The sequence below is a fragment of the Streptomyces sp. NPDC058691 genome (assembly GCF_042714775.1).
GTDB lineage: Bacteria > Actinomycetota > Actinomycetes > Streptomycetales > Streptomycetaceae > Actinacidiphila.
In genome coordinates, this window is the sequence record NZ_JBHXSO010000022.1 from 54926 (window position 1) to 71705 (window position 16780).

Genomic DNA, 16780 nt, shown 5'->3' on the forward strand with positions numbered 1-16780 from the left:
CTTCCATCTTGCGGCAGGGAAGGCTCAGGCACTCAGCCGGTTCAGGCCGCCTTGATCGCCGAGACGTCGAAGGTGAGCTTGACCTTGTCGCTGATCAGGACGCCGCCGCCCTCCAGGGCCGCGTTGTAGGTCAGGCCCCAGTCGGCGCGGTTGACGGTGGTCGAACCCTCGAAGCCGACGCGCAGGTTGCCGTACGGGTCGGTGGCCGAGCCGTTGAAGGCGAAGTCGATGGAGACCGGCTTGGTGGTGTCCTTGATGGTCAGGTCACCGTGCATGCGGTAGGTCTCCGCGTCGACCTGCTCGGCGGAGCTGCTCCGGAAGGTGATCTCCGGGTAGGTGGCGGCGTCGAAGAAGTCGCCGGTGCGCAGGTGCTCGTCGCGCTGGGCCTGGTTGGTGTCGATGCTGACGACCTTGATCTTCAGCTCGGCGGAGGAGTTGGCCGGCTTGGTGCCGTCGAGCTTCAGCGAGCCCTCGTACTCGGTGAACTGGCCGCGCACGGTGGTGACCATGGCGTGCCGGACGGAGAACCCGATCTCGCTGTGCGTCGGGTCGATCGTGTAGTCGCCGGTCAGGTTCGCCAGGTCGGCGGTGGCCACGGCACCGGGGGTGCCCGCGGTCTCGGCGTCGGTCTTGCGGCTGAACAGGCCCATGATGGGTTACTCCTCGTCGGGGGTTGGTTTACGTTTCAACCTCTTGAACGGTAACGCCATTCCCCTGGATCCTCAAGGAGGAACGTGACGTGGCCCACTTTCGAGGGAACACCAAAAACCGCCGCCGGTGCCGGCCACGGGCGGCGAGGCGCAGGTCGATGCGCTCGGCGAGCTCCGGACGGAAGAGGGCGACGAGCAGCCCCAGTGCGACCAGGAACACACCGACGGCGAAGAGCAGCGGAGTCTCGGGCGTCACTCAGCACATCAGACAATCCGATCCACGACGCCCCGAGGAAACCAGGCCGCCCGGGCGGTGAAGACCACCCGGGCAGCCGAGTCCGCAGCGCGGCGGGCTACTCCTCGCCGGCCAGCGTGAGCGCGCGCATCCGCTGCCCCGCGTACGCGGTGGCGAGCACGGTGACGCCGATCAGCAGCACCACCGCCAGCGGCAGCCCCACGTCGGACGTGATCTGGCCCTCGCCCGCGATCCGCTGCGCCAGCGCCAGCGCCCACTGCTGGACGCTCAGCGTGCGCGCGCCCGGCACCAGCGAGCCGATCAGCGACTCCCAGATCAGGGCGTACACCAGGCCGAAGACCACGGCCTGCCGGGTCACGACGCCCAGCAGCAGGAAGACCGCCGCATAGGTCACCGAGGCGACGGCCGCGGCCACGGCGAAGGCGACCGCGATGCCCTGACTGTTGCCGTTGAGGATGAAACCGGCGATCAGCGTCGGCACGGCGGAGAAGACCACCGAGACACCGATCGCGACCAGCAGCTTGGTGACGATGATCGTCGGCCGCGGGACGGGCTTGGCCAGCAGGTAGACGATCGAGCCGTCGTCGATCTCCGGCCCGACGGCGCCGGTGCCGGCGAAGACGCCGACCAGCGGCACCATCGTCGCCAGGGCGAAACCGCCCAGGACCGAGGTGGCGGTGGAGTCGTCGGCGCCGGTCAGGGCGCGCACCGCCGCCGAGATGAGGATCAGCAGCGCGGGAAGGGCGAACAGGACCAGGGCCCGGCGCCGGCCGAGCAGACCCCGGTAGGTCAGCCGGGCCACGGTGGGATTGAACAGTGGGAACACAGGAAGCTCCTCGCCCTATGCCGTGACCAGATAGGAGAACACGCTCTCCAGGGACTCGTCGGACGGCGAGACCGTGAAGAGCCGGATGCCGCGCTCGCGCGCGACCCGCGGCAGCAGTTCGGTGAAGCCGGCGAAGTCGATCGCCTGGATCCGCAGCGCCCGCTCGTGCCAGTCCAGCTCGATGGCCGCGGTGGAGTTGTCCGCGATCAGCGCGGCGGCCAGCGCCCGGTCGTCACTGGAACGCACCAGGTAGCGGTGCGGCCGGTCCGTCATCAGGCGGCGGATCTTGCGGAAGTCGCCGGAGGCGGCGTGGCGGCCGGCCACGACCACCTCGATGTGGCTCGCCAGTTGCTCGACCTCCTCCAGGATGTGCGAGGAGAACAGCACCGTGCGGCCCTCGTCGCCCATCCGCCGCAGCAGGTCCATCAGCTGGAGCCGCTGCCGCGGGTCCATGCCGTTGAACGGCTCGTCCAGCAGCAGCACCGACGGGTCGTGCACCAGCGCGGAGGCCATCTTGGCGCGCTGCCGCATGCCCTTGCTGTAGGTGGCGATCTTGCGGTCCTGGGCGAACTCCATCTCGACGGTGGCCAGCGCCCGAGCCGCCGCGGCGCCCGGATCGGGCAGGCCGTGCAGCTCGGCGTTGGCGATCACGAACTCGCGCGCCGTGAGGAAGTCGTACATCGCCTCCCGCTCGGGGACGATGCCGATGTGCCGGTACACCTGCTCGTTGCGCCAGATGACGGTGCCGTCCAGGGTCACGCTGCCGACCGAGGGGGCCAGGAAACCGGCCATCATGTTGATCAGCGTGGACTTGCCGGCGCCGTTGGGGCCGAGCAGACCGGTGACGCCGGGGCCGATCGTCATCGTCACGTCGTTGACGGCGACGACGTTGCCGAACCAGCGGGACACATGGTCGATGGACAAGGTGGTCACGACAGAACGGCCTTTCGGTAGCGGCGCATCAGCAGGCCGAAGCAGCCGGCGATCGCGGCGAGCAGGACAACGACGTAGACGACGCCGGCCGTCGCGTTCGGCGGGCCCGCCGCGTCGACGAAGGAGGACGACGCGCCCAGCACCCAGGTCTGCGCCCCGTCGATCAGCGTGATCGGCGAGAACAGCCCCAGCCAGCCGACCACGTCCTTGTCGCCCTGGACGGAGGCGACCGCCTGGACGCTGCTGACCGCGCCGTACGGGAGCGTGAACGCGGCGATGATCGCCGCGACACCGAAGCCCCGGCGCGGGGTGAGCGCCGCGATCACCAGGCCGAGGCCCGCGTAGAGCATCGACAGCAGCAGTTCCGCCAGCAGGGCCTTGGCGAAGCCCGAGGTCTGGTCGGAGAAGTCGAACTTCGCCAGCAGCGCGCCGATGTAGAGGATCACCACCGGGGTCGCGGTGAGGACGAACAGTGCCGTGGTGAGCGCCGCGAACTTGGCCGCGACGTAGTCGACCGCCTCGATCGGGCGCGAGAAGTACAGCGGCGTCGTCTTGAACCGCAGGTCCAGCGAGACCGACTGGGGGGCCTGCGCCGCCAGGAAGAGGCCGATCACCGCCTGCATGATGATCGCGTAGCGGGTGTACTCGATCGGCAGCTCGGTCATCTTCGTGCCGATCGCCACCGCGACGATGATCGCGGCGGGCGCGCACATCACCGCGAAAAGGATCATCGGCAGCACCTTGGACTTGACCGAACGGCCCAGTCCGTAGGCGCCGCGCAGGCTCTGTGTGAACAGCGAGCGCCTGGCGTACGCGCGGCCCAGCCGCGGCCCGTCGTAGTGCCGGTACCCGATGTCGTGAATGACGTCCTGGGCGCCGCCGGCAGCCGGCGCGCCCCCCTCAAGCTGCGTCACGGTCGTCCCCTCCCCGGAAGATCTCGGCGATGCGGTGGCGGCGCTGTTCCATCCGGACCAGGCCCGAGCCCAGTTCGGCGACGGCGTCGCGCACGGTGTCGTAGGTCTCGTCCCCGTCGATGTCGACGAGCAGCAGATGGCCGTCGGCGTGCACGTTCAGCCCCGCGGCGGTGAGCTTGCTCAGCAACTCCTCCTCGTGCTCGGTCACCTCGACCGCGAGGGAGGCGGTGGCCTGCGTGAAGTCGCTGGTGGAGGACGCGCGCAGCAGCTGTCCGCCGTCGATCACGACGATGTGGTCGCTGGTGCGCTCCAGCTCGCCGAGCAGATGGGAGGTCACGAGGACGGAGATGCCGAACTCGGCGTGGACGCGCCGGATCAGCCCGAGCATGTCGTCGCGGCCGACGGGGTCCAGCCCGTTCGTCGGCTCGTCGAGCAGCACCAGCCGTGGATCGTGCACCAAGGCCTGGGCCAGCTTCACGCGCTGCTTCATGCCCGTCGAATAGCCGCCCATGGGGCGGTAGCGCTCCTCGTACAGCCCGACATGGCGCAGCGTGTCGGCGGTCCGCTCGCGCGCGGCCGTCGGCGGCAGCCCGGACATACGGGCCATGTGCACGACGAACTCCGTCGCGGAGACGTCCGGCGGCAGGCAGTCGTGCTCCGGCATGTATCCCACGGCGGCACGGATGTCCGCGCCCTGGGTCGCCACGTCCATGCCCAGCACGGCGGCGCGGCCCTCGGTGGCCGGCGACAACCCCAGCAGGATCTTGATCAGGGTCGACTTGCCGGCTCCGTTCGCGCCCACCAACCCGGTCACCCCGGGTCCGATGTCCACGGTGAGCCGGTCCAGAGCGGTCACCCTCGGGTACCGCTTCGTCAGGCTTTCAGCAGCGATCACAGTCACACCACGAACCTAGTGGTGTGAACCACACCCGTCGTCAGCCTCGGGGGTAGTCGTCCGTAGTCCTTGGGACGGACGTTCCCGTAGGGGACGGGGGATCGCCGGATAGATTGCGGCCGGCGGGGATCTCATGCGGGAGGGGCGGAACGGGCGTGGAGAACGTCGGGAACGGCGGAGACGGGGGAAGTCGCAGGAGCCAGGGGACCACGGGCGGTTCGGCGGGCTCGGGGAGTTCGGGGAGTTCGCGGGGCTCGGGGAGCGGGCAGCGGGGGATCGTCAGGACGGTCCTGCGTGTGCTGCGCCGCAGACCGGCGCTGTTGTGTTTTCCGGCGCTGAGCGCGGGGGCCCTCGGGGTCCTCCTGCTCATCGCGTGGCTTCAGCCGCTGCGGGGCATCTGGGAGCGCGCGCGGCTCGACCAGTCGCCCACCACGGGGCAGTTCATCGCACTCCTGGTGATGTTCTTCCTGGTGTCCTGCACCAGTACGTACTTCAACGCGGCGCTGCTGCACTCCGTGCACGCCCTGGGGCACGACCTGCACCCGGCCGTGCGCGTCTCGCTGCGGGCGGCGCTGCGGCGACTGCCGACGCTGCTGGCGTGGTGCCTGCTCGGCAGCGGTCTGGGAATGGTGTTCCGGGTCCTGGAGTCGACCGCCGGGGTGTCCTGGATCTTCGAACTGGCCGGGACGTCCTGGTCGTTGTGGACCTTCTTCGCACTGCCCGTGATCGTCGTCGAGGGCACCGGCCTCTTCGCCGGCCTGCGCCGCTCAATGGCACTGAGCCGGGCGGAGCTGGGCAACTGGGTGGCCGGCGGGATACGCCTGGCCCTGACAACCGTCCTGGTGGTGGTCGTCGCGATCATCGCACTCATCCTCGCGGTCGAGTCGGACAGCGTGACGGTCATGGTCGCCGTGGCGGGCTGCGTCGTCGCGCTGTTCCTCGCGACGGGCCTGCTCTCCGCGACCGTTTCCGGCATCTACCGCATGACGCTCTACCAGCGGGCGGTGGCACGTCAGCCGGCCTGACCGGCTTGTCCTGCCGTACCCGTCGGGGCTGCCGTGACTGCCGGATCCGGTCGTGACGTCCGGTCCCGCGGTCCGTGGCAGCGCGTACGTGACGCTCACGCGCACAGTGCCCAGTCGCGGCGACGGTCGGCCGTGCGGGCGTGCGCCTCGGCCGCGGTCCTGGCCGAGCTCTCGTCGCCGCCGGCCGTCGCACCCTGGGCGGCAGCGTTCTCACGGATCCGGCGGGAACCGCTGCGCGGCACCGGGGAGGCGCCGTGGGCTTCGGCGCGGCAGCGCTGCTTCATCGTGGGCGGCAGCGACAGCTCGCGCAGGCACTCGGCGATACGGGGGACGAGGGTGTGCGCGGCGGACGCCTCATGCGACGCGGTGGACCCTGGCGACCCCGCAGGTGCCGATGGCACGGCGACGCGGCGGGCGAGGGCGGCGCGGTGTGCCGTGGCCTGCCGTGTCGTGCGGTCCGGCCGGGGTCGCGGCCGGGCGGCGGGAACGAGATGGCGTGCCGACCGCGCGCGGGGCGGGCGGACGGGTTCGCGGTGTTCCGGTGCCGCGCCCGTGGGTGGTGCCTTCACCTCCCTGGCGGTCTCGGCGAGCAGCGCCTCCACCAGGGAGAGCGGGGCGGCTTCCGATCGCGGCGCGAACGCCGCCGTGCTACGGCCGGCCGGGACGGCGAAGCCGAGACCGGCGATCATCTTGAGAAGGAGCGTGACAAAGGCGTTCCAGAACGCCTTGGCGTGATTGTTGACAGCCATGACCTCTCACTTCCTCGTGAGTCGGGGAGCGACTAGTCCGATGATGCGGAAGTGAGCACGAAATGCCCGGAAGCGCACCTCGAGAGTGGCGATATTCCGATCAACACCACCCGGGTGGCCCAAGCGGGACCCCATCGCCCCCGTTCGGAGGCCCGCTCACCTGACAATCTCCCGAGTTGCGGGCCCTGGGCACCGGTGTTACCGCGACGGTCCCATGGCCCCGCTTGGGACGGGAGGCCGCGGTGGCCTTCCCGACGGCTCGGCTTGCGCGGCGTCCGCGCCGAGGACCACCCGTCGTGCCGAAAACCCAGGGGCGGCTTCCGGTGGCGGATACCTTGGCCGCCGCGCCCTTCCGCTTCTCCTTCACGGGACCCTCGCCGTCGGGACGACTGGCGGTTCGACGTGGGCTACGACATGTCGGCTTTCGTCGAGGAACTGCCCCGTCTGATCGCCGGCCTGCGTGCTGGACGGGAGACGGAGGTCGATCTCTATCCGCAGGGGGTGGAGCGCACCTTGACGTTCCGCCCCGAAGGCGAGCGGGTGCGCATCTCCTGCGTGTCACGGACCTCCTGGGTCCCCCGGCCGGACGTCGAGGTGTGCGCCGCCGACGAACTCATGGACAGCTGTGTCCGGCTGGCCCGGGACGTCGCGGCCGCCCTCGAGGCCGTGGCCCCCGCGGTCGCCCGTCTGACGCCGTTCGACCAGTGGATACGGGGAGAGGCCTGAGGCACGGGCCGTATGGTCGTCTCATGCGTCTGAGCACTGTGATTCTGCCGATCTACCGTTGGGCCGCACAGGGGCGGGAGGTGTGGCGGCGGGCCGAGCAGCTCGGCTTCCACACCGGCTACACCTACGACCACCTGTCGTGGCGGAGCTTCCGGGACGAGCCCTGGTACGGGGCGGTGCCGACGCTGACGGCGGCGGCCGCGGCGACGGAGCGGATGCGGCTGGGGACCTTGGTGACATCGCCCAATTTCCGGCATCCGGTGACGCTGGCGAAGGAGCTCATCACCCTGGACGACATCAGCGAGGGCCGGCTGACGCTCGGCATCGGCGCGGGCGGGACCGGCTTCGACGCGACGGCGCTGGGGCAGGAGGCGTGGACGCCGCGGGAGCGGGCGGACCGGTTCGGGGAGTTCCTGCCCGTGCTGGACCGGCTGCTGACCGAGCCGGTCGCGGACTACGAGGGCGAGTTCTACTCGGCGCGCGAGGTGCGGAACATCCCCGGCTGCGTGCAGCGACCCCGGATCCCGTTCGCCGTGGCGGCCACGGGGCCGCGCGGGATGCAGCTGACGGCGCGCTACGGGCAGGCGTGGGTGACGTACGGCGACCCCAAGGGCCCGGCGGACGTACCGGTCGAGGACTGCCCGACGGTGGTCTCCCGGCAGTTCGACAAGCTGGAGATCGCGTGCGCGGAGATCGACCGCGACCCGGGCGACCTGGACCGGGTGCTGCTCACCGGGTCCACGGCGGAGCGCCCGCTGGAGTCCCTGGACGCCTTCGTGGACTTCGCCGGCCGGTACGCGGAGGCCGGTATCACCGAGATCGTCCTGCACTGGCCGGTGCCGGACTCGGTCTACGCCGCCGACGAGAAGATCTTCGAGCGCATCGCCACCGAGGCCCCCGCCCAGCTCAGCTGAGGCTGTGCCCGGTCCCCCGCCGCCGCCACTGGGCGAGCAGCACCGGCGACGCGACCGGCGGGGGACCGGCGGGGCAGACGTCGAAGTGGCTGATCCGGCAGGTGTCGGAGGGCACGGCGGACCGCAGGTTGACGGCGGTGCCGTCGCCCGCGACGCGCCAGCGGCGGCCGGCCGGGACGACGGCGGTGCGCCGCTCGCCGGGCTCGATCATGATCCATCGGCCACCGGTCGTGCGGTGCCACACGGCGGCGGAGCCGCACCGGGCACAGGTCGTGGCGGTGCCGGCCGCCGGGTCGGGGACGGGGGTACGGGCGGGTATCGCCCCGCGGGAGCCAAAACCGATCCCGTCCAGGACGGTCGCCACGGCATCGGCCAGGAGGACCGGCTCCCGGTCGGGCTGTTCCTCACAACGCGTCATGAGTGCCATGCCGCGATGGTGACAGCCGCCACTGACAATGCCCCGGCACGGAATGTGGCGGTGATCGCACCCGCCACCCGGCTACAGCCATCGGGGGGCGGATAGGCGACCATGGGGCGGTGACCTCAGCCACCCAGCATCCCCCGTCCCCGGACTCCGTCCTCGCGGCCCCCGTGCCGCGGCTGATCGCCACCGATCTGGACGGCACGCTGCTGCGCGACGACAAGACCGTCTCCGACCGGACGATCGCCGCGCTCGCGGACGCGGAGGCCGCGGGCGTCGAGGTCTTCTTCGTCACCGGCCGTCCGGCCCGGTGGATGGACGTCGTCGCCGAGCACACCGCCGGCCACGGCATGGCCATCTGCGCCAACGGCGCCGCCGTCTACGACCTGCACCGCGGGCGGATGCTCGCGTGCTATCCCCTCGACGCGCGTGACGCGCTCTCCGTCGTCGCGGCCCTGCGCACCACCGTGCCGGGTACGACCTTCGCCGTGGAACTGACGGGCGGTTTCGCGTACGAGCCGGAGTACCCGCCGTACGCGCCCATGCCCGAGGCCCTCGTGGCGCCCGTGGAGGAACTGCTCGGGGCGGCCGGAGGCGGTCAGCCGGTGCTGAAGCTGCTGGCCAAGCACCCGACGATGGACCCGGACGTCTTCCTGCGCACGGCGCTGGCGGCGGCCGGGCAGCACGCGGAGATCACCCGCTCCAGCCCCTCCGCGCTGCTGGAGATCAGCGGCACCGGGGTGAGCAAGGCGACCACGCTGGCCCGCTGCTGCGCCGACCGGGGGATCTCCGCCGAAGAGGTGGTCGCGTTCGGCGACATGCCCAACGACCTGGCGATGCTGTCCTGGGCGGGCACCTCGTACGCCGTCGCCAACGCCCACCCGGACGTACTGGCGGCCACCACGCACCACACCGCCGCCAACGAGGACGACGGCGTCGCGCGGGTCATCGAGCGGATCCTCGCGGCCCGCTGACCGCCCGCGGCCCCGCGGCCGCCCCGGCCCCGGGGCACTCACAGGGGCGCCTCCCAGGCCAGGGTGGTGCCCTTGCCGTCGGGGCCCGGCCCGAAGGTGGACTCACCGCCCAGCGACTCCGCCCGCCGGGCCAGGTTGCGCAGGCCGCTGCGCCGCCCGGTCTCCGGGATGCCGACCCCGTCGTCGGAGACGATGAGCCGGACCCCCTCCAGCCCGTCGCCGAGCACGGCGGTGGCGTCCACGATCACCTCGACCCGGGTGGCCCCGGCGTGCCGCAGCACGTTCGACAGCGCCTCCCGCAGCGCGGCGATGAGATTGCGGGCGCTGAGCGCGCCGACCCGTGAGTCCACGGGGCCCACGAAGCGCACGGAGGGCTGGAAGCCCAGGCCACGGGCGGTCACGGAGGTCTCCCGCAGCACCTGGGCGCGCAGTCCCGCCGGGGCGTCGTCACCTGGCTCCTGCTGGAGTGCGAAGATCGCGGTGCGCACCTCCTGGATGGTCGCGTCCAGCTCGTCCACGGCGTGCGCGATGCTCGCCTCGGCCTCGGGCGGCACCGACTTGCGGATGGCGCCCTGGAGCATCAGCCCGGTGGCGAAGAGCCGCTGGATGACCAGGTCGTGCAGATCGCGGGCGATGCGGTCGCGCTCCTCGTACACCGCCAGCCGGTTGCGGTCCCGCTGGGCCTCGGCGAGCAGCAGCGCGAGCGCGGCCTGCGCGGCGAACTGCGCGGCGAACACGCGGTCGGCCTCGGTGAAGCCCGGCGCGCCGCGCACCCGCGGCAGTGCCAGCGCCCCCATCACGTGCCCACTGCTGCGCAGCGGCAGCATCATGCTGGGCCCGAAGCGGGGCGTGATGGTCGCGCCCATGCGGTCGTCGGTGGCGGCGTCCTCGATGTACACCGGCTCCCCCGCCAGCAGGGGCGCGGCGGCCGGGCTGTCGGCCTCCAGGACGGTGCCGACCAGTCCGGCCGGGTGGTCGGCCGATGCCGCGACGACCTCCAGGCCGCCCTCGGCCGTCGGCAGCAGAACGAGGCCCGCGTCGGCCTCCACCAGCGCGCGGGCCTGCTCGGCGACGACGTCGAGCGCCCCGGCCCCCGGGTCGCCGGCCAGCAACGCCGTGGTGACGGAGCCGACCGCGTCGAGCAGCTTGGCGAGTCGTTCTGCCATACGGCGAGCGTAGGCCGCGAGCGGCCCTCATGCCGGGGCGGGCACCGCCGCGGCCCGCGCGTCAGCTGCGCGTTCCCGCTCCAGCGTGCGGTCGGCACGTCGTACGTGCCGCGCTGGACGACCCGGCCACGGCCGAGGACGACGATCTCATCCACCTCGGCCAGTCCGGTGAGCCGCCCCCGGCAGGCGAGGCGCAGGCGGCCCTCATGCCGGGGCGGGAACCGCCGCGGCCCGCGCGTCAGCTGTGCGTTCCCGCTCCAGGGTGCGGCGGAACGGGCCCTCGGCGACGGCCAGCGCGTCGTACGTGCCGCGCTGGACGACCCGGCCACGATCGAGGACGACGATCTCGTCGACCTCGGCCAGTCCGGTGAGCCGGTGCGTGATCAGGACGGTCGTACGACCGGCCGTCGCGGCCAGCAGATCCGCGGTGAGGGCGTCGGCGGTGGCCAGGTCGAGGTGCTCGGCGGGCTCGTCGAGGACGAGGACGGGGAAGCCGGCGAGCAGCGCGCGGGCGAGGGCGAGGCGCTGGAGCTGGCCGCCGGACAGTCGGGTGCCGTGCTCGCCGACGGGGGTGTCGAGGCCGAGGTCCAGCCGGGCGGCGGCCAGGGCGGCCGTCAGTTCGGCGTCCGCGGCGCCGGGGCGGGCGAGCCGCAGGTTCTCCCGGACCGTGCTGTCGAAGGCGTGCGCGTCCTGCGCGCAGAGCCCCACCATGCGGCGGACGGCGTCGCCGTCGAGGGTGGTCGCGTCGGTGCCGGCGAGGGTGTAGGCGCCGGACTCCGGGTCCAGGAAACGGAGCAGCACCTGCGCCAGGGTCGTCTTGCCCGCGCCGGAGGGGCCCACGACCGCCACCCGGCGGCCTGGTGTCAGCTCCAGGTCCACGCCGTCGAGGGCGGGCGCCGCCTGGCCGGGATGCCGGGCCGTCAGGCCGCGCAGCACCACCGGGTGCGGTGCCCGCGGCGCCGCCGCCGGGTGTTCCGGCTCCCGTACCGGCTCGGGGGCGTCCAGTACGTCGTGGACGCGCTGCGCCGCGCGCAGGCTGCGGCGGCGGTGCTGGGCCGCTACCGGCAGCCCCGCGACCGCCTCGAACGCGGCGAGCGGGGTGAGCACGACCACCGCGAGCGCGAGGCCGTCCAGCCGGCCGGCGGCGGTCGCCTGCACTCCGGCGAACGCGCACACCACGACGGTCAGCCCGGTCAGCAGCGTGCCCAGGCCCGTTCCGAGCGCGGCCCCGGCCGCCGAGCGGGCCGCGATCCGGGTCAGCGCGCGGTCCGCGTCCGCGGCCTTCGCGCGCCGCGCGACCAGAGCGCCGGCGACCGTCGACTCGGCCGTGCCGGTGAGCACGTCGACCACCTGCGTGGCCAGTTCGCCGCGAGCCGGGGCCAGGGCGCGCTCCGCCCGGCGCGACAGCGCGGCCGACAGCGCCGGCACGGCCACGCCCGCCGCGAGCAGCCCCACGGCGAGGGCGGCACCGGCCTCCGGCAGCAGCCACGCCGTGAACCCGGCCGCCACCGCGCCGGTGAGCGCGGCCGCGGAGGCGGGCAGCAGCCAGCGCAGGAAGTAGTCCTGCAGGGAGTCCACGTCCGCGACCAGTCGGGAGAGCAGGTCGCCGCGGCGGATGTCCCGCAGGCCGGCCGGCGCGAGGCGTTCCAGGCGGCGGTACACCGCCACCCGCAGGTCCGCGAGCGCGCGGAACGTCGCGTCGTGCGACACCAGGCGCTCCGCGTACCGGAACGCGGCACGCCCGATGCCGAAGGCCCGCGTCGCCGTCACCGCGACCATCAGATAGAGCACCGGCGGCTGTTGCGAGGCCCGCGCGATCAGCCACGCGGAAGTCGCCATCAGGCCCACCGCGCTCAGCAGCGCGAGCGCGGCCAGCACCAGCGCGAGCACGAACCGCGGCCGCAACGGCGACGCCGCGGCCCGCACGCGCCGCGCCACGCCGGCCTCCCCCGGCCGGGTCTCGGCGGAACGGACGGGCAGGCCCGCGTCGACGGGCTCGACGGGCTCGACGGGCTCGGCGGACACCTCGGCGAGCGCCTGCGGACGCGCGGAGAACGCCGCCGCTCCCGGGGTCCGGATGTCCGCGCGCACCGGGCCGCCGCCCAGCCGCACCTCGCGGTCCGCGATCGCCAGCAGCGCGGGCCGGTGGACGACCAGCAGCACGGTACGGCCGACCGCGAGCCGCCGGACCGCGTCGACCACGGCGGCCTCCGTCTCGCCGTCCAGTGCCGCCGTGGGCTCGTCCAGCAGGAGGACCGGCCGGTCGGCGAGGAACGCCCGCGCGAGCGCGACCCGTTGGCGCTGCCCGGCGGAGAGCCCGGCGCCGGCCTCGCCGACCCGGCGTGCGGGGTCGAGCTCGCCCGCGCACGCGTCCGCGAGGGCGGCGCGCACCTGCGCGTCGTCGGCACCGGGGCGGGCGAGCCGGACGTTGTCGGCGATGGTGCCGGCGAAGAGGTGGGGCCGCTGGGGGACCCAGGCGATGTGCCGGTGCCAGTCGGCGAGTTCGAGGTCGCCGAGGTCGGTGCCGCCGACCAGGACACGTCCGGCGGTCGGCCGGGTGAAGCCGAGGAGCACGCTCAGGAGCGTGGACTTGCCGACTCCGCTGGCTCCGGTGATCGCGACCGTCTCGCCGGGGGAGACCCGCAGGGACACCGTGCCGAGACGGCCGGCGACGGTGACGCCGTCGGCCTCGACGGCCGCGGTGCGCGGGTCGGGGGCGGCGGCGTCCCCGCGCCGCGGGGCCGGGGTCTCCAGGAGGGCGAAGACCTCGTCGGCGGCCGACAGCCCTTCGGCGGCCGCGTGGTAGTGGGTGCCGACCTGCCGCAGCGGCAGATACGCCTCGGGGGCGAGGACGAGGATGACCAGCCCCGTGTACAGGTCGAGTTCGCCGTGGACGAGGCGCATGCCGACGCCGACCGCGACCAGGGCCACGGAGAGGGTGGAGAGCAGTTCGAGGGCGAAGGAGGAGAGGAAGGAGATGCGCAGCGTCCGCATCGTGGCGCGCCGGTAGTCGGCGGTGACGGCGCGGATGGACTCGGCCTGCGCCTTGGCGCGGCCGAAGACCTTGAGCGTGGGAAGGCCGGCGACGACGTCCAGGAAGTGCCCGGACAGCCGGGCGAGCAGCTGCCATTGGCGGTCCATGTGGGCCTGGGTGGCCCAGCCGATGAGGACCATGAACAGCGGGACGAGGGGCAGGGTGACGGCGATGATGCCTGTCGACACCCAGTCCTCGGTGACGATGCGGGCGAGGACTGCGGTGGGAACGAGGACGGCGAGCCCGAGTTGCGGCAGGTAGCGGGCGAAGTAGCCGTCGAGGGCGTCGATTCCGCGAGTGGCGAGCGTGGTGAGTTCGCCGGTCCGGCGGTCGGTGAGCTGCGCGGGGCCGAGCAGGGTCGCGTGGTCGATCAGCCGCATGCGCAGGGTGGACTTCACCTCCGCCGCGGCCCGGTGGGCGCACAGTTCGGTGAGCCAGGAGACCAGGGCGCGGCCGACCGCGACCCCGGCGAGCAGCAGCAGCGGGGTGCGCAGTTCGCCGGTGCCGAGGCCGTCCTGGAACCCGCCGACCACGATCTTCGCGAGGAGCATCGCCTGGGCGATGACCAGCCCCGCGCCGATCAGGCCCAACAGGACGGAGACGGCGAGGAAGACGCGGGTGGCACGGGCGTACCGCAGCAGCCGCGGGTCGACGGGTTTCACGTGAAACAGCCCCTCGTGTCGCTCAGTGCGCTTCGGCGATGTGCTGGGTGCCGATCCGCTTGCGGAACACCCAGTACGTCCAGCCCTGGTAGAGCACGACCAGAGGTGCCGCGATCCCTGCGCACCAGGTCATGATCTTCAGCGTGTAGGGGGTTGAGGACGCGTTCTCGACCGTCAGGCTCCACGCCGGGTCCAGCGAGGAGGGCATGACGTCCGGGAAGAGCGTCAGGAAGAGGGTCGCCACTACGGCGACGACCGTGACCCCGGACAGCGCGAACGCCCAGCCCTCCCGTCCGCGCAGGTTCGCGCCCAGCGCCCCGAGCAGTGCCAGCACGGCGACGATCGCGGCGGCCAGGCTCGCGGCATCCCCGCCGTCCCCTTGCGTCCACGCCAGGAAGCCCACGGCGAGCACCGCGGTGACCGCGCCCGCGCCGGTGGCGAAGCGGCGGGCCCGCGCGCGGATGTCGCCGAGGGTCTTGAGCGACGCGAAGACCGCACCGTGGAAGGTGAAGAGGCTGAGCGTGACCAGGCCGCCGAGCAGCGCGTACGGACCGAACAAGTCCCAGACCTGCCCGGTGTACTCGCCGGACCGGTCGATCGCCACGCCGTGCACGATGTTGGCGAAGGCCACGCCCCACAGGAACGCGGGGATGAGAGAGGTCCAGAAGATGGCCCGCTCCCAGGTGGTCTGCCAGCGCTCGTCGGTGCGCTTGGCGCGGTACTCGAAGGCGACGCCGCGGACGATCAGGCAGACCAGGATCACCAGCAGCGGCAGGTAGAAGCCGGAGAAGAGGGTGGCGTACCAGTCGGGGAAGGCGGCGAAGGTCGCGCCGCCCGCGGTGAGCAGCCAGACCTCGTTGCCGTCCCAGACCGGGCCGATGGTGTTGATCAGCACCCGCCGCTCGGGGCGGTCGCGGGCGAGCAGCCGGGTCAGGACGCCGACGCCGAAGTCGAAGCCCTCGAGGAAGAAGTAGCCGGTCCACAGGACGGCGATGAGGACGAACCAGACGTCGTGGAGGTGCATGCCGTCGTCTCCCTAGTACGAGAAGGCCATCGGGCGGTCGGCATCGCTGTCGCCGCCGATCTTCGTGGGCGACATCAGGTCGTCCTCGGTGAGTTCGGGGGGCCCGGCCTTGGCGTACTTCACCAGGAGCTTGACCTCGACGACGGCGAGGACGGCGTAGAGCGCGGTGAAGACGACCAGCGAGATCACCACCTCGGCGGTGGAGACACCGGGGGAGACCGCGTCGGAGGTGCGCAGCACCCCGTACACGACCCAGGGCTGCCGGCCGGTCTCGGTGAAGATCCAGCCCCAGGAGTTGGCGATCAGCGGGAAGCCCATGGTGAGCAGCCCGATCCGCCAGTACCAGCGGGACAGCGATGGGCTGAGGACGGTGCTCTTCGTGAGCATCAGGTGGGGCGGCTCGTCGTCGCCGGTGCGCCGGCTCTCGGCGAGCCAGAACTTCCGCCGGGTGAGCCAGAGTCCGGCGAGGCCGACCGCGAAGGAGGTCATGCCGAAGCCGATCATCCAGCGGAAGCCCCAGTAGGCGGTGGGGATGTTGGGCCGGTAGTCGCCGGGGCCGTACTTGAGCTGCTCGGCCTTGTTCACGTCGTTGATGCCGGGGACGTACGAGCTGAAGTTGTCGTCGGCGAGGAAGGACAGCAGGCCGGGGACCTCGACGGCCACGGTGTTGTGGCCCTTCTCCACGTCCCCGTAGGCGAAGATCGAGAAGGGGGCGGGCGCCTCGCCGTCCCACAGGGCCTCGGCGGCGGCCATCTTCATCGGCTGCTGCTTGAACATGACCTTGCCGAGCAGGTCGCCGCTGACGGCGGTGAGCAGTCCGGCCACCACCGCGGTGACCAGGGCCAGTCGCAGCGAGGTCTTCATGACGGCGACGTGCTTCCTGCGGGCCAAGTGGTAGGCCGCGATGCCCATCATGAAGGCGGCGCCGGTGAGGAAGGCGGCGGTGAGGGTGTGGAAGACCACGACGAGGGTGGTGTTCTGGGTCAGCACCGCCCAGATGTCGGTGAGTTCGGCGCGCCCGGTGGCCTTGTTGTAGCGGTAGCCGACCGGGTGCTGCATCCAGGAGTTGGCCGCCAGGATGAAGTACGCCGACAGGATCGTGCCGAGGGAGACCATCCATATGCAGGCCAGGTGGATCCTGCGGGGCAGCTTGTCCCAGCCGAAGATCCACAGGCCGATGAAGGTCGACTCGAAGAAGAAGGCGATGAGCGCCTCGAAGGCCAGCGGGGCGCCGAAGACGTCGCCGACGAAGCGGGAGTAGTCCGACCAGTTCATGCCGAACTGGAACTCCTGGACGATGCCGGTCACCACGCCCATGGCGATGTTGATCAGGAAGAGCTTGCCCCAGAACTTGGTGGCCCGGAGGTAGGTGTCCTTGCCCGTGCGGACCCAGGCCGTCTGCAGGCCGGCGGTCAGGGCCGCGAGGGAGATCGTCAGGGGGACGAAGAGGTAGTGGTAGACGGTGGTGATGCCGAATTGCCAACGGGCGACGGCAACGGAGTCGAGTGCCAGCTCCACGCCACGCCTCCTTATCCTGGTGCGCTTGTGAAAGTGAACGCATTCACAAGCTCAGTATGACGTACATACTTTCGCCCCCTCACACCGGGGGGT

The 16780-nt window shown here is 72.2% G+C and carries 15 protein-coding genes and 1 pseudogene; 4 read left to right on the forward strand and 12 right to left on the reverse strand.

What is annotated here, in order from left to right; all coding sequences use genetic code 11:
• Window positions 1-41: 41 nt before the first annotated feature.
• The 6 genes from ACFWVC_RS17635 to ACFWVC_RS17660 all read right to left on the reverse strand — a co-directional run bounded on the left by ACFWVC_RS17635 (window position 42) and on the right by ACFWVC_RS17660 (window position 4480).
• Window positions 42-650, reverse strand: coding sequence for a YceI family protein (locus tag ACFWVC_RS17635; RefSeq protein ID WP_384285988.1), 609 nt, complete (start codon window positions 648-650; stop codon window positions 42-44).
• A gap of 28 nt (window positions 651-678) precedes the next feature.
• Window positions 679-906 (reverse strand): hypothetical protein, encoded by a 228-nt coding sequence (locus tag ACFWVC_RS17640; protein WP_384285990.1) that lies wholly within the window; start codon window positions 904-906, stop codon window positions 679-681.
• A gap of 97 nt (window positions 907-1003) precedes the next feature.
• Window positions 1004-1723 carry an ABC transporter permease subunit gene (locus ACFWVC_RS17645; protein ID WP_384286181.1) on the reverse strand — a complete coding sequence of 240 codons (720 nt, stop codon included), beginning with the start codon at window positions 1721-1723 and terminating at the stop codon, window positions 1004-1006.
• 24 nt (window positions 1724-1747) lie between these two features.
• The gene (locus ACFWVC_RS17650) at window positions 1748-2665 is read right to left on the reverse strand and encodes an ABC transporter ATP-binding protein (protein ID WP_384285993.1); all 918 of its coding nucleotides are present in this window, start codon (window positions 2663-2665) and stop codon (window positions 1748-1750) included.
• Window positions 2662-3579, reverse strand: coding sequence for an ABC transporter permease (locus tag ACFWVC_RS17655; protein WP_384285997.1), 918 nt, complete (start codon window positions 3577-3579; stop codon window positions 2662-2664). The genes ACFWVC_RS17650 and ACFWVC_RS17655 overlap by 4 nt, the downstream gene beginning before the upstream one ends.
• Window positions 3566-4480 (reverse strand): ABC transporter ATP-binding protein, encoded by a 915-nt coding sequence (locus ACFWVC_RS17660; RefSeq protein ID WP_384286001.1) that lies wholly within the window; start codon window positions 4478-4480, stop codon window positions 3566-3568. The genes ACFWVC_RS17655 and ACFWVC_RS17660 overlap by 14 nt, the downstream gene beginning before the upstream one ends.
• Before the next feature lie 290 nt (window positions 4481-4770).
• On the opposite strand from ACFWVC_RS17660, the gene ACFWVC_RS17665 reads away from it, so the two are divergent.
• Window positions 4771-5499, forward strand: coding sequence for a DUF6159 family protein (locus ACFWVC_RS17665; protein WP_384286006.1), 729 nt, complete (start codon window positions 4771-4773; stop codon window positions 5497-5499).
• 95 nt (window positions 5500-5594) lie between these two features.
• Here ACFWVC_RS17665 and ACFWVC_RS17670 read toward each other — a convergent pair whose 3' ends face one another.
• Entirely contained in the window at window positions 5595-6248 is a 654-nt protein-coding gene (locus tag ACFWVC_RS17670; RefSeq protein ID WP_384286009.1) for a DUF6344 domain-containing protein, read from the reverse strand.
• 402 nt (window positions 6249-6650) lie between these two features.
• Between ACFWVC_RS17670 and ACFWVC_RS17675 the strand changes: the two genes are divergently transcribed.
• Both ACFWVC_RS17675 and ACFWVC_RS17680 read left to right on the forward strand, forming a co-directional pair.
• Window positions 6651-6974, forward strand: coding sequence for a hypothetical protein (locus tag ACFWVC_RS17675; RefSeq protein WP_384286012.1), 324 nt, complete (start codon window positions 6651-6653; stop codon window positions 6972-6974).
• A gap of 23 nt (window positions 6975-6997) precedes the next feature.
• Complete coding sequence (locus ACFWVC_RS17680) at window positions 6998-7888, forward strand: LLM class flavin-dependent oxidoreductase (protein WP_384286017.1); 891 nt, start codon at window positions 6998-7000, stop codon at window positions 7886-7888.
• On the opposite strand, the gene ACFWVC_RS17685 is transcribed toward ACFWVC_RS17680, so the two are convergent.
• On the reverse strand, window positions 7881-8315 hold the full coding sequence (locus tag ACFWVC_RS17685) for a DUF6083 domain-containing protein (protein WP_384286021.1): 435 nt from the start codon (window positions 8313-8315) through the stop codon (window positions 7881-7883). The genes ACFWVC_RS17680 and ACFWVC_RS17685 overlap by 8 nt on opposite strands.
• 110 nt (window positions 8316-8425) lie before the next feature.
• Between ACFWVC_RS17685 and ACFWVC_RS17690 the strand changes: the two genes are divergently transcribed.
• The gene (locus ACFWVC_RS17690; RefSeq protein ID WP_384286027.1) at window positions 8426-9283 is read left to right on the forward strand and encodes an HAD family hydrolase; all 858 of its coding nucleotides are present in this window, start codon (window positions 8426-8428) and stop codon (window positions 9281-9283) included.
• Window positions 9284-9321: 38 nt separating this feature from the next.
• Here ACFWVC_RS17690 and ACFWVC_RS17695 read toward each other — a convergent pair.
• The 4 genes and pseudogenes from ACFWVC_RS17695 to ACFWVC_RS17710 all read right to left on the reverse strand — a co-directional run.
• Window positions 9322-10425, reverse strand: a pseudogene (locus tag ACFWVC_RS17695) (GAF domain-containing sensor histidine kinase); the annotation flags it as partial.
• Between the two features lie 228 nt (window positions 10426-10653).
• Complete coding sequence (gene cydD, locus ACFWVC_RS17700) at window positions 10654-14145, reverse strand: thiol reductant ABC exporter subunit CydD (protein ID WP_384286031.1); 3492 nt, start codon at window positions 14143-14145, stop codon at window positions 10654-10656.
• A 22-nt stretch (window positions 14146-14167) separates the two neighbouring features.
• Complete coding sequence (gene cydB, locus ACFWVC_RS17705) at window positions 14168-15169, reverse strand: cytochrome d ubiquinol oxidase subunit II (RefSeq protein ID WP_384286035.1); 1002 nt, start codon at window positions 15167-15169, stop codon at window positions 14168-14170.
• Window positions 15170-15181: 12 nt separating this feature from the next.
• Complete coding sequence (locus ACFWVC_RS17710) at window positions 15182-16687, reverse strand: cytochrome ubiquinol oxidase subunit I (RefSeq protein ID WP_384286038.1); 1506 nt, start codon at window positions 16685-16687, stop codon at window positions 15182-15184.
• Window positions 16688-16780 lie beyond the last annotated feature (93 nt).